This is a genomic window from Microbacterium sp. SLBN-146, assembly GCF_006715145.1.
Taxonomy (GTDB): domain Bacteria; phylum Actinomycetota; class Actinomycetes; order Actinomycetales; family Microbacteriaceae; genus Microbacterium.
Window position 1 is genome coordinate 1648840 of record NZ_VFMR01000001.1, and the last position, 12636, is coordinate 1661475.

13 protein-coding genes are annotated in these 12636 nt (G+C 68.9%); 10 read left to right on the top strand and 3 right to left on the bottom strand.

All coding sequences use genetic code 11. The annotated features are described in order from the left end of the window. Nucleotides 1–92: 92 nt before the first annotated feature. From FBY39_RS06990 to FBY39_RS07000, 3 genes are all read right to left on the bottom strand, one after another. Nucleotides 93–1106 (bottom strand): DNA-3-methyladenine glycosylase, encoded by a 1014-nt coding sequence (locus FBY39_RS06990; RefSeq protein WP_141931378.1) that lies wholly within the window; start codon nucleotides 1104–1106, stop codon nucleotides 93–95. A 4-nt stretch (nucleotides 1107–1110) separates the two neighbouring features. Further along, nucleotides 1111–1536, bottom strand: a complete 426-nt coding sequence (locus tag FBY39_RS06995; protein ID WP_141931380.1) for a RidA family protein — start codon at nucleotides 1534–1536, stop codon at nucleotides 1111–1113. A 180-nt stretch (nucleotides 1537–1716) separates the two neighbouring features. Next, nucleotides 1717–2463 (bottom strand): winged helix-turn-helix domain-containing protein, encoded by a 747-nt coding sequence (locus FBY39_RS07000; RefSeq protein ID WP_141931382.1) that lies wholly within the window; start codon nucleotides 2461–2463, stop codon nucleotides 1717–1719. A gap of 377 nt (nucleotides 2464–2840) precedes the next feature. Here FBY39_RS07000 and FBY39_RS07005 point away from each other — a divergent pair, with 377 nt between their 5' ends. The 10 genes from FBY39_RS07005 to FBY39_RS16695 all read left to right on the top strand — a co-directional run bounded on the left by FBY39_RS07005 (nucleotide 2841) and on the right by FBY39_RS16695 (nucleotide 12635). Then, nucleotides 2841–4022: a LacI family DNA-binding transcriptional regulator gene (locus FBY39_RS07005; protein ID WP_260837476.1), complete on the top strand. Its 1182-nt coding sequence runs from the start codon at nucleotides 2841–2843 to the stop codon at nucleotides 4020–4022. 118 nt (nucleotides 4023–4140) lie between these two features. Then, nucleotides 4141–5454, top strand: coding sequence for an ABC transporter substrate-binding protein (locus FBY39_RS07010; RefSeq protein WP_141931384.1), 1314 nt, complete (start codon nucleotides 4141–4143; stop codon nucleotides 5452–5454). A 69-nt stretch (nucleotides 5455–5523) separates the two neighbouring features. Next, complete coding sequence (locus tag FBY39_RS07015; RefSeq protein WP_141931385.1) at nucleotides 5524–6495, top strand: carbohydrate ABC transporter permease; 972 nt, start codon at nucleotides 5524–5526, stop codon at nucleotides 6493–6495. Next, on the top strand, nucleotides 6495–7406 hold the full coding sequence (locus FBY39_RS07020; RefSeq protein ID WP_396652255.1) for a carbohydrate ABC transporter permease: 912 nt from the start codon (nucleotides 6495–6497) through the stop codon (nucleotides 7404–7406). Before FBY39_RS07015 ends, FBY39_RS07020 begins: the two co-directional genes overlap by 1 nt. Then, nucleotides 7406–9643, top strand: coding sequence for an alpha-xylosidase (gene yicI / locus FBY39_RS07025; protein WP_141931387.1), 2238 nt, complete (start codon nucleotides 7406–7408; stop codon nucleotides 9641–9643). The genes FBY39_RS07020 and yicI overlap by 1 nt, the downstream gene beginning before the upstream one ends. After that, the gene (locus FBY39_RS07030; protein ID WP_141931389.1) at nucleotides 9640–11070 is read left to right on the top strand and encodes a glycoside hydrolase family 1 protein; all 1431 of its coding nucleotides are present in this window, start codon (nucleotides 9640–9642) and stop codon (nucleotides 11068–11070) included. The genes yicI and FBY39_RS07030 overlap by 4 nt, the downstream gene beginning before the upstream one ends. 66 nt (nucleotides 11071–11136) lie before the next feature. Next, entirely contained in the window at nucleotides 11137–11436 is a 300-nt protein-coding gene (locus FBY39_RS07035; protein ID WP_141931391.1) for a GNAT family N-acetyltransferase, read from the top strand. Nucleotides 11437–11482: 46 nt separating this feature from the next. Then, nucleotides 11483–11899 carry a DUF1622 domain-containing protein gene (locus FBY39_RS07040; protein WP_222115707.1) on the top strand — a complete coding sequence of 139 codons (417 nt, stop codon included), beginning with the start codon at nucleotides 11483–11485 and terminating at the stop codon, nucleotides 11897–11899. An 89-nt stretch (nucleotides 11900–11988) separates the two neighbouring features. After that, nucleotides 11989–12234 carry a hypothetical protein gene (locus FBY39_RS07045; RefSeq protein WP_141931395.1) on the top strand — a complete coding sequence of 82 codons (246 nt, stop codon included), beginning with the start codon at nucleotides 11989–11991 and terminating at the stop codon, nucleotides 12232–12234. Then, on the top strand, nucleotides 12234–12635 hold the full coding sequence (locus FBY39_RS16695) for a hypothetical protein (RefSeq protein ID WP_260837477.1): 402 nt from the start codon (nucleotides 12234–12236) through the stop codon (nucleotides 12633–12635). Before FBY39_RS07045 ends, FBY39_RS16695 begins: the two co-directional genes overlap by 1 nt. The last annotated feature ends 1 nt before the right edge of the window (nucleotide 12636 follow it).

Below are 12636 nucleotides of genomic sequence, written 5' to 3' on the forward strand. Positions count from 1 at the left end.
CGAGTACCGGGGCGCCCCCACCGCTGATCGAGTAGCGCGAAGCGCGTATCGAGATCCGCCCCACGATCGGACCGCACCCCCGTCGCGACGCGTCAGCGCTCCCGATGATCCTCGGGGTGAAGCCGAGCGCCCCGCCGAGGTTCTCGGACGCCGCTCGCCTCGATGAGACGGATGACCCGCTGGCGGTGCCCGGCCCACGGGGCGAGGAGCTCCAGCATCCCGTCGTCGTCGACGCGGTGCCCTGTCAGGGCGTATCCGACCTCGTGTGCGAGGTGGTAGTCGAAGACGCTCACGGCGTCCGGGTCGCCGAAGGCGCGGATGCGGGCCTCGGCGCTCGTCCAGAGGCCGACGCCCCGAAGGCTCGTGAAGACGCGATCGCGCTCGTCACCCGAGACCGCGGCCGTCGCCGCTCGGACGATCGACTCGCCCGCGCGCGCGGCCGCGACGATCGTCCGGGATTGCGGGGGTTCGAGACCGGCTCGGTGCCACGCCCACGAGGGGATGCGTCGCCAGCCATCGATCGTGGGCGGCGCGAACATCGGGCGAGGGGTCGGCCCGGGGGCTCGCTCGCCGTGCCACGTGACGATGCGCCGCCACGCGCCGAATGCCTGCATGCCGGTGACCTTCTGCTCGAAGATCGAGCTCACGAGCGCGTCGAACACGAGGTCGGTGCGTCCGATGCGCAGATCGGGATTGCGGTGGTGGGCGTCGGCGATGAGCGGATGCCGCGAGGGGTCGAAGCCCGTCGCGTCGTCGTTCGCTCCGCACAGTGCGGGGAGCTGGTCGAGTGCCCACTCAGCACCCGGACCCCACGCGGCGGCGCGGACGGTGCCACCCGCGCTCTGGCGGAGCGCCAGTGTCGCGACCCCGAGAGGGGTCGTGCTGGCGCGCCAGATGACGGCGCCGGCCGTCGTCATGGTGGGGTCGTCGGCTCCGCGGCGCTGATACAGCACCGTCCGTCGGAGATCGACGGCGTAGCCGAGTCGGTACTCGACCTCGCGAGGCCGCCCATGGACCGGCCGAGAATCGCGGACGGCGCCCGCCCGCTCGTTGCCCTCTGCCGCTCGAGCACCCAGCGGGGCGATCCTCGTGAGCGACATGGTCATCCGTTCACTGTACGCCGGGCTCGCCGGCATCCGCCCGGATCACGGCCGCAACGGCGCTCACCTCGATGAGGGCGCCCGGCACGGTGAGTCCCGCAACGCGTGCAGCCGTCACGAGCGGCGGTGCGCCGTCACGGGCGAGCGTGGGGGCGATGGCTCCGTAGGCCGCGCCGAGGTCGGCATCCGCATCGATCAGCACGGTCCACGAGATGACGTCGTCGAGCGTCGCGCCGGCCGCCTTGAGTGCGGTGATCGCGTTCTCGACGGCTCTCACGGCCTGGGACGCGACATCGGCGGCGACGACGTGGCCGGTCGCGTCGACGCCGTTCTGGCCGCCGATGTAGATCGTCGTCGCACCGGGCGGGACGATCGCGACGTGACTGTATGCGGGGCTCGCGACGAGCCCCTCGGGCTTGAGCAAGGTGATGGTCATGGCGGCATCCTTCCCCGCGCCTCCGACATCCCCTCGTTCACTTGTCGCGAATGGTGGGTGCGGGTGCGGGCAGGTCGCCCTTTGAGGCAAGTGAACGAACCGGGCGGCGGACCTCCCGACCGCGGAGTTCGGCAGAACCTCGCGGCGCGGGGAGACCCTGGTCGCGGAAGGGCGGGCGGGTCAGAAGCGGTCGGGCGAAGGAGTGCCGTGGCCGTAGCGGATGGAGACGTCGGCGTGGCGGTCGAAGCGGTAGCCGATGCCGCGGACGGTGCGCACGATGTCTTCGTAGCGGCCGAGCTTCGCGCGGAGGCGGCGCACGTGCACGTCGATCGTGCGCTCGCCGGGAGCCTCGTCGTCGGTCGATCCCTGCCAGAGCGATGAGACGAGCTCGGCACGCTCGATCGTGCGTCCTTCGCGCAGGACGAGGTACTGCAGCAGCTCGAACTCCTTGAACGTGAACGCCGCCGATTCGCCGTCGATGAGGACGCGCTTGCGTGAGATGTCGACGACGACGCCGCCCGGGGCACGGTCTTCCTCCGCGGACTCCTCCTGCTTCGTGCGGGCGACGGCCGACGGCTCGTGCAGCGCGAGGCGCACGACGTCGACGTCGCGGCCACCCGCCGCGACGGGGGCGAGCGCGACGGTCGCGTACGTCTCGGCGGTGGGTGCGAGCTCGCTGAGCGTGCGGCGGAGGGCCTCGACGATCGTGCCGAGCGAGACCCCGGATGCCGCGACCTTCGCCTCATCGAAGCCGACGTACAGAGCGAATCCGCGGGGGGTCGTGCCGGCGGGGAGATGACGCGCGGGGGCCTCGGGTGCTGCCGCGGGCGCCGGAGCGGCGGTCTCGACGGGGGAGGTCACAGCGCGGAGGTGGCGGGCCGGGCGGGCGTCGGCCGTGGGACGTTCGAGGAGAGCGGTGTTCGACATGATGATGGTCCTTGCGGAAGTGAACCCGGGCGATGCGCCGAGAGCGGGTTCGGTGGGTGCTGCGATGCTGCCCCTGCGGGGCGGGTGAGAAGCATCAGGACTCGCGTGATCGACGCGGTGTCCGGTGCTTCGGGGGCCCGATCATCGGCTCGACGGAGAGGTGCGAGCGGCGAGGATCCGAAGGCCCGGCGGGTATCACCGAGTCAGCGGCACATTCGACAACACATGGCAACGTGACCGGCCATCATCATGCCGGTCGTCCCGTTCGCCTCCAGGGCGGACAGAGAGCGTGCGTTGTCAGTCATGCGCCCGATTATGTCGGAGTGCGTCGGAGTGCGTCAAATCATGTCGTCGGGCAGTCCGCTGTGTGACGAAATATGACGACGGCGATCGGTGGCGCGCATCCCGCGGCATCCGAATTGTTGTCGGATGCCACAAACCTCTTGCGCTCTGCGACGTTTCGTCGTAACGTCTCCGTCGAAGCGTTTCCGCGAAGCGCTTCGATCATCGAACTTGTGACGGACGAAGAGGTCGGCATGGCGAACATCACCGAAGTGGCGGAAGCCGCGGGTGTCTCCATCAGCACCGTGTCGTACGCCCTCAGCGGCAAGCGACCGGTCTCGGTCGACACGCGCCGTCGTATCGAAGAAGCCGTCGCGGCACTGGGATACAGCCCGAATGCGGGGGCGCGGATGCTCGCGGGTCGGCGGACGCAGATCTTCGCGCTCACCGAACCGCTGCGGAGCGACACGCACGCTCCCACCCACATGCAGTTCGTCCTCGCGACGGCGATCGCCGCACGGCGCCACGACTACGACATCCTCCTCCTCACCGACGAAGAGGCGCAGGCGGGGATGCGCCGGGTCGCTTCCAACGGCCTGGTCGACGCGATCCTCGTGCTCGACGTCGCCCCCGACGACCCGCGGGTGGCGCTGGCTCGGCAGATCCCGACTCCGACGGTGTTCATCGGCATCCCGAACGACAACGCGGGACTCGTGTGCGTCGACCTCGACTTCGAGGCCGCCGTGAAGCAGGCGGTGGATCTCCTCGCCGATGCGGGCCACGCCTCGATCGGACTCGTCGGACAGGCCGAGACGGCGTACGCGAAATCCAACTTCCCACCGCGCGTGCGAGCGGGCTTCCTCGATCGTGCCGCGGAGCGCGGCGTCGCGGCGGGCCACGGCACGTCGGGCGGCAAGATCGCCAGCCGCACCGCGGCGCGCAAGACGGCGGGGGCACTTCTCGACGGGGGAGCCACGGCGCTCATCCTGCACTGCACGGAAGAGGCGCACGGCTCGGTGCTCGCCCTCATCGCGGAGCGCGGTCTGCGCGTTCCCGAGGACGTCTCGGTCATCAGTGTCGGTGCGTCCTTCGACACGGCCGTCCTCTCGACCCCCCTCGACGTGATCCCGCTCGTGCCCGAGGCCTCGTGCGATCTCGCCGTGTCCCTCGCCGTGCAGGCGCTCGACGAGGATCCGCCCGAACCCGGGCTCCGTCTCGTTCCGCCGACCTTCGTGTCGCGCGGCTCGATCGCCGCCCCTCCGGGGGCCTCCGTCTGACGCCGAGGCTGCGACCATCCGCTTTCGCACGACCGCAGTCGAAGCGCTTCGATAACTCCATATCCCGCACCACACCCGCACCAGACCAACGCAGGTCACCAGGAAAGGAATGCCACCGATGGCACGAATCACACGCACGCACACCCGACGCGGCCTCGCCGCGATCGGGGCTCTCACGGTGGGCGCCCTTGCGCTCGCCGGCTGCTCCGGCGGCTCCGGCGGCGGAAGCGACAGCAACACGCTCAAGCTCTGGCACTACGAAGGCGCCGACAGCGCCATGGGCAAGGCGTGGGCCGAAGCCATCAAGATCTTCGAAGACGAGACGGGTGCGACGGTCGAGTTCGAGGAGAAGTCCTTCGAGCAGATCCAGAAGACCGCGAGCCAGGTCCTCGACACGGATGCCGCGCCCGACCTCATGGAGTTCAACAAGGGCAACGCGACGGCGGGCTTCCTCGCCTCGACGGGCCTCATCGCCGACATCGGCGACGCCGTGGAAGAGTACGGCTGGGCCGACAAGCTCGCGCCCTCGCTCCAGACGACCGCGAAGTACTCCGACGCCGGCGTCATGGGCGGCGACACCTGGTACGGCATCCCGAACTACGGCGAGTTCGTCGGCGTCTACTACAACCTCGACGCCTTCGAGGCTGCGGGCCTCGAGATCCCCACGACGTACGACGAGTTCATCGCGGTGCTCGACGCCTTCGTCGCGCAGGGTGTCACCCCTCTCGCCGAGGCCGGTGCCGAGTACCCGCTCGGACAACTCTGGTACCAGCTCGCCCTGACGCAGGCCGACCGCCAGTTCGTCAACGACTACCAGCTGTACGAGAACCCGGTCGACTGGCAGGGTCCCGAGCTCACGTACGCGACCGAGACGCTGCAGGACTACGTCGACGCCGGCTACATCGCCTCCGACGTCTCGTCGATCAAGGCAGAGGATGCCGGTGTCTCGTGGATCAACGGCACATCGCCCATCTTCGTCTCGGGCTCCTGGTGGTTCGGCCGGTTCACCGCCGAGGCCACCGACTTCGACTGGACGATGACGGCCTTCCCCGAGAGCGACCTGTCGCTCGGTTCGTCGGGCAACCTGTGGGTCGTTCCCGAGAACGCCGCCAACAAGGAGCTCGCGTACGAGTTCATCGACATCACGATGCGTCCCGAGATCCAGGCGATCATCGGCAACAACGGCGGCGTCCCCGTCGCGGCCGACCCGGCCGACATCACGGATGAGAAGAGCAAGCTCCTCATCGAGACGTTCAACGGGATCCTCGACGCCGACGGACTGTCGTTCTACCCCGACTGGCCCGCACCCGGGTTCTACGACGTCATCGTGCAGGAGCTCCAGGGTCTCGTCACGGGCGTTCAGGATGCCGCGACGACGAACGACAACCTCGGCGTCCAGTACGACGAGGGCACGGCCGAGTTCCGCGGCTGACCCGAGTGGCTCACCGGGCGGGGCGGCATCCCCGGATGACCGCCCCGCCCTCCACAGGAAGACCCCATCATGGCTCTCACGACACGTGAACCGCGCGCGAAGCGCGCCAAGCTCCCTCCCGAGGAGCCGTCGATCCCGCAGCGCGGGGGCGGTACCGCGGGGTACTGGATGTACCTGCTGCCGGGGTTCGTCCTGCTCATCGTCATCGTCATCGTCCCGCTCGTGTGGAACGTGTACCTCACGTTCACCTCGTGGCGCGGCGTCCGCGATCCCGAGTTCATCGGCCTCGACAACTGGACCAAGCTGCTCACCGACAGCGACTTCTGGACGTCGTTCGCGAACTCCGTATGGATGGTGCTCGCGATGGTCGTCGTGCCGACGATCATCGGCCTCATCGTCGCGGCCCTCCTCTTCGACGTCGTGGGACGCAAGTTCGGCGGCCGCGTGGGGAGCTTCCTGCGGGCCACGTACTATCTGCCGCAGATCCTCCCCGTCGCCGTCGCCGGCATCGTCATCGGGTGGATCGTCCGTCCGGGGTCGGACGGTGCGCTCAACCAGATCCTGGGGGCGGTCGGCATCGGTCCCGTCGATTGGCTCGGCCAGATGCCGTCGGCGCTCATCGTCCTGATGGTCGTGCTCGTGTGGGTGCAGATCGGCTACCCCGTCGTCATCTTCATGGCGGCGCTCCAGCGCGTCGACCCGGAGCTGTACGAAGCCGCCGAGCTCGACGGCGCGAACTGGTTCCAGCGCTTCTCCGCCATCACGATGACGATCATCCGGCCGGAGATCTTCGTCGTGACGCTCACGTCGACGATCGCGGCGCTCAAGGTCTTCGGGCCCGTCTACGTCATTACGCGTGGTGGCCCCGCCGGTGCGACCCTCGTGCCCGCGTACTACGCCTACCAGGAGTTCTTCACGAAGCGGAACGTCGGCTACGGCGCGACGATCGCGACGGTGCTGACGATCCTCGTCGTCATCGTCTCGATCATCTTCATCCGCGTGCAGAACTCGCTCGAGCGCAAGGAAAGGGCGGGACTCTGATGGCCGTCGGCACTGTGGACGCCCCCCTCGCGACGCGCGACGCGGGCACGAAGCCCCCCAAGGCGCCGCGGGCGCGCGGCGGCATGACGAAGAAGCGCGGCGTCGACTGGCTGTTCCTCGCCCTCGTGATCGTGGGCGCACTCCTCGTGCTGGCGCCGTTCTACCTCGTCCTGGTGAACTCCTTCAAATCCCCCGTCGACTACGCCACGTCGGGGCCCCTCGCCTTCCCGCAGGAGCTGGACTTCACCGGCATCGCGAAGTTCTGGGAGCGCGTCAACTTCCCCGAGAAGGTCTGGAACTCGATCTTCATCTCGGGCGTCGTCGCGGTGCTCGCGGTGCTCATCTCGATGCTCAACGCCTTCGCGATCGGCATCGGCCGGGTGCGGGGACGCTCGTGGATCGTCCTGCTGTTCCTCCTGGCGAACCTCCTCCCGCAGGAGGCCCTCCTCTACCCGCTGTACTACATGTTCAAAGAGGTCGGCCTCTACGACAACGTCTGGTCGGTCATCATCGTCTTCACGGTCGTGCAGGCCGCGTTCGGCACGTATCTCCTCTCGGCGGTGTACGGCACGTTCCCCAAGGAGATCCTCGAAGCCGCCTCGATCGACGGCGCGGGGCGCTGGAAGATCCTGTGGCGGGTCGTCTTCCCGATCAGCCGCCCGACCCTGTCGGTGCTGCTCATCTTCTTCTTCATCTGGACGTGGAACGAGTTCCTCATCCCGCTGACGTTCCTCGCCTCGAACGCGAACCAGACGGTCCCGGTCGCGATCAGCGTCCTCCAGGGCGACCGACTCATGGACGTCACGACGACGAGCGCGTCGGCCCTCCTCGGCATCATCCCCACGCTCATCTTCTTCCTCATCTTCCAGCGCACGCTGACACGCGGCATCACGGCAGGAGCAGTCAAGTAATGAAGTTCACCGACGGGTTCTGGCAACTGCGTCCCGGCGTCACGGCACTGTACGCACAGGAGGCGTACGACATCTGGCCGACGGATTCCACGGCGGACGGCCCCGGCATCGTCGTGACGGCTCCGACGTCCGTCATCGCCAAGCGCGGCGACACGCTCAATCGGCCCGTCCTCACCACGACGCTGTCCTCGCCGATGGAAGGCGTCGTGCGCGTGCGCATCGCTCACCACGAGGGCGGATCGTGGCACGGCGGCTTCGACCTGCCGGGCGCTGCCGAGGGCGGTGCGGGGACGATCGCCGCGACCGAAGACGGGGGAGTGCTCGAGACCGGACCCCTCACGGCGCGCATCGCGCCGGGGGCGCCGTGGGACCTCTCGTTCGAGGTCGAGGGGAGCCGGGTCACGGGGAGCGGCCACAAGGCGCAGGGGTACATCCAGCTCACCGACGACGCGCAGGTCGACTCCGGCATCGTGGGCAACGCCCGCGCCGGGACGGCCGCGCCCCGACCGCACGCGTTCGTACACGAGCAGCTCGACCTCGGCGTCGGAGAGCTCGTGTACGGCCTGGGCGAGCGGTTCGGCCCGCTCGTGAAGAACGGACAGTCCGTCGAGATCTGGAACGCCGACGGCGGCACGTCGAGCGAGCAGGCCTACAAGAGCATCCCCTTCCACCTCTCCAACCGGGGCTACGGCGTCCTCGTCAACGACCCGGGTCACGTGTCGTACGAGATCGGTTCGGAGGCCGTCGAGCGGGTGCAGTTCTCCGTCCCGGGTGAAGTGCTGGAGTACTTCGTCATCGCGGGCCCCACCTCCAAGGACGTGCTCTCGCGCTACACGGCGCTCACCGGCCGGCCGCCCGTCGTGCCCGCGTGGTCGTACGGCCTCTGGCTGTCGACGTCGTTCACGACCGACTACGACGAAGAGACCGTCACGTCGTTCATCGACGAGATGGCCGCGCGCGAACTCCCCGTATCGGTCTTCCACTTCGACTGCTTCTGGATGCGCGAATTCAACTGGTGCGACTTCGAATGGGACCCCCGCACCTTCCCGGATCCCGATGGCATGCTCGCGCGCCTTCACGAGAAGGATCTTCGCGTCTGCGTGTGGATCAACCCCTACATCGGCCAGCGTTCGCCGCTCTTCCGCGAAGCGGCAGATCAGGGGTTCCTCGTGACGCGCCCCGACGGATCGGTCTGGCAGTGGGATCTCTGGCAGGCCGGGATGGGTCTCGTCGACTTCACGAACCCCGACGCGACCGCGTGGTACCAGGGACATCTCCGCCGACTCATCGCCCAGGGTGTGGACTGCTTCAAGACCGACTTCGGCGAGCGGATCCCCCTCGAGGTCGACTACTTCGACGGGTCCGACCCGTCGCGCATGCACAACCTCTACACGCAGCTGTACAACAAGGCCGTCCATGACGTCCTCGTCGAGACGCGCGGCGAAGGCGATGCCGTGCTCTTCGCGCGCTCGGCCACGGCGGGTGGGCAGTCGATGCCCGTGCACTGGGGCGGCGACTCGACGTCGACCTTCGCCTCGATGGCCGAGACGCTCCGCGGAGGACTCTCGCTGGCCCTCAGCGGCTTCGCCTTCTGGAGCCACGACATCGGCGGATTCGAGGGCACACCGGATGCCGCGGTCTACAAGCGCTGGACGGCGTTCGGCCTGCTCGGCTCGCACTCCCGCTTCCACGGGTCGCAGTCCTATCGCGTGCCGTGGATGTTCGACGAAGAAGCCGTCGAGGTCACGCGCGTCTTCACGCACCTGAAGATGCGGTTGATGCCCTACCTCTATCGTGTGGGGCTCGACGCGGCGGCATCCGGTGTCCCGCTCCTGCGGCCGATGCCGCTGGAGTTCCCCGACGACCCCGCCGTCGCGTACCTCGACCGCCAGTACATGCTCGGATCGGAACTGCTCGTCGCGCCCGTCTTCACCGAGACAGGAGAGGTCGAGTTCTATCTGCCCGACGGCCCGTGGACGTCGCTCCTGACGGGCGAGACGATCGAGGGAGGCCGGTGGGTGCGCGAGACGCACGGTTTCGACTCGCTGCCCCTGTACGCTCGGGCGGGCGCGGTGATCCCCTGGGGTGTGCGTTCCGACCGACCTGATTACGACTATCTCGACGGGCTGACGATCCGGGTGTTCCCCGGCGGCGCCGGCACGAGGGACATCGTCGTGACGACCCCCGAGGGCGTCTCCGAGACGTTCTCGGTCGATCTCTCCGAGGTGACGAAATGACGCAGGGAAACTCCGACTACCGCGACTCGGGTCTCGTGTTCCCTCCGGGCTTCACGTTCGGCTCGGCGACCGCGTCCTATCAGGTGGAGGGCGCGGCATCCGAAGACGGCCGTCTCCCCTCCATCTGGGACACCTTCAGCAAGACCCCCGGCAAGGTCTGGAACGGCGACACGGGCGACGTCGCGTGCGATCACTACCACCGGTGGGAGTCCGACCTCGACCTCATGAAGGACCTCGGCCTCGGGGCCTACCGCTTCTCGATCGCGTGGCCCCGCGTCATCCCCACGGGAACGGGCGAGATCAATCAGGCGGGCATCGACTTCTACTCGCGTCTCGTCGACGGCCTCCTCGAACGGGGCATCGAGCCCGTCGCGACGCTGTACCACTGGGACCTGCCGCAGCCGCTCGAAGACGCGGGCGGCTGGCCCGCGCGAGCGACGGCCGATGCGTTCGAGCGCTACGCCGAAGTGATGGGGACGGCGCTCGGCGACCGCGTGCACACGTGGACGACGCTCAACGAACCGTGGTGCTCGGCGTATCTCGGGTACGGGCAGGGCGGTCACGCACCGGGTCGCCACGAACCGGATGCCGCGCTCGCCGCCGTCCATCACCTCAATCTCGCGCACGGGCGAGCCCTCCAGGCGCTCCGCGCGACGTCGACGGGGACGCCGGAGTATTCCGTGACGCTCAACTTCCACGTCCTCCGCGGTGTCGGCGACGGTGCGGCCGAGGCGATGCGCCGGATCGACGCCCTGGCCAATCGCGCCTTCACGGGGCCGATGCTGCACGGCGAATACCCCGCCGATCTGCTCGAGGACACGGCATCCGTCACGGACTGGTCGTTCGTGCACGACGACGATCTCGCCGCCATCCACCAGCCGATCGACGTCCTCGGCGTCAACTACTACTCGACGGCCACCGTGCGACTGTGGGACGGCGTCTCGCCCAAGCAGATGAACGACGGGCACAAGGGCGCGGCGGGTGGCACGGCATGGCCGGGCAGCGACCAGGCCGTCGAGTTCGTCGAGCAGCCGGGCCCGCACACGGCGATGGGCTGGAACATCGCGCCCGAGGGCCTCGAAGAGCTCCTCATGGCGTTGTCGGCGGAGTTCCCGCAGCAACCGCTCATGGTGACCGAGAACGGCGCCGCGTTCGACGACGTCGTCGCGGCCGACGGCTCGGTCCCCGACCCCGAACGCCTCGACTACCTCCGACGCCACTTCAGCGCGGCGCACCGGGCGATGCAGCGCGGTGTCGACCTCCGCGGCTACTTCGTGTGGTCGCTCCTGGACAACTTCGAGTGGGGCTACGGCTACGCCAAGCGGTTCGGCATCGTGCGGGTCGACTTCGACTCGCTCGAGCGCACCATCAAGGACAGCGGCCGCTGGTACTCGGAGCTCGCGCGCTCCGGCGTCCTCCCGGAGTGAGGGTTCGCGGCAAACGTTCGGCGTTCCGCGCGTCCGGGCTCGGCTAGACGGGTTTAGCCTGTCGGGGTGACCGAGCTGCACTTCACCCACGAGACGGATGCTTCGCGCTACACGCTCCACAGAGGCGACGACCTCGTGAGCGTCCTCGACTACCGCGACGACGGCCGAACGGTGGCCATGACGCGGGCCTATACGGTGCCGACCTTCCGTGGTCACGGCTACGCCGGCGAGGTCGTCGAGCGGGCCGTCGCCGAGCTCGAGCGGGCGGGTGACCGGACGGTCATCCCGGTGTGCTGGTACGTCGCCGACTGGTTCTCCGCGCACCCCGACCGCAGCGGCATCCTGGCCGAGCGCCGCTCCGCGTAGCCCCACGCGCCATCGCGGCACCGACCCCTAAGCTGGCCGCGTGCACATGGAAGACGTCTTCACCATCGTCGCGATCGGCTTCGAGGCGATCGGCGCCGTCGTGATGGTCGTCGGGTTCGTCATCGCCGTCGTGCTGGGAGCGCGCGCGATCGGGCGGGGCGACGGCGGCCGCGCCGCGTTCCAGGTGCTGCGCACGACGCTCGGCTCGGCGATCCTCCTGGGCCTCGAAGTGCTCGTCGCCGCCGACCTCATCCGCACGATCACCTCGAAGCCCTCGATCGAGGACGCGCTCATTCTCGGGCTCATCGTTCTCATCCGAACAGTTCTGTCGATCTCCATCCAGATCGAGATCGAGGGCGTCCTGCCCTGGCGGCGCGCGCTGCTCACGAGCGGCGGGCAGCTTCTCGGCGAAGCGGTCGCGCGCGATCGCGACGCATCGGCATCGGCGCGCGCGACTCCCTAGACACCGCTACCGGGGGGTGCTGTCGTTGTCAACGGGGTGCGCCCGCCGGGGTCGTCGCGGCAAGCTGGATACGACGAAAGGAATCGGCCATGGAGCGCGATCTTCCCGAGGGCGTTATCGACGCCGACCCGCCCGGCGGCTGGGAGCAGACGCACGACGGCGAGGCGAGCGAACAGAATGCGGATGCCGCAGGATCGCCCGAGCTCGCGGACGATCCCGACGCCGAGGGCCTTCTGTCCGACACGGCGCTCGCACCCGACGACCCGGCCGCCGGCGAGCAGGCGCGGCAGGGAGCGGACCCCGATATGAGCACAGACCGAGGAGAGGAACCCTGATGAGCACGACGGGCAACGAGTTCGAGCAGCAGGACGGGACAGACCAGGACGTGACGGGCCAGGCGCAGTCCGGCCTGGGGGACTCGCCCGCCGCCGAAGCGGCGGCCAGTGCCGATCACCACGGTCAGGACGGCGCGCGCGACACGCTCACGGCGGGTCAGGCGCAGGCCGAGATGAGCGGTGCGGCGGAGCAGAGCCTTCCCGCGATGTCGCAGAACAACGCGTCCGACGCCGACAAGGTCGCCGGGATCGTCGCCCAGACGCGCACCGATGTCTCGCACCTCGGGCGCGACGAGGTCGTGCGGGTCCTCGCTCAGCGGTTCGACCAGACCGGCGTCACCGTCTCCGACGACGAGCTGCAGGAGCTCGCCGATCAGGTGACGGCAGACGACAGGGGCTGAG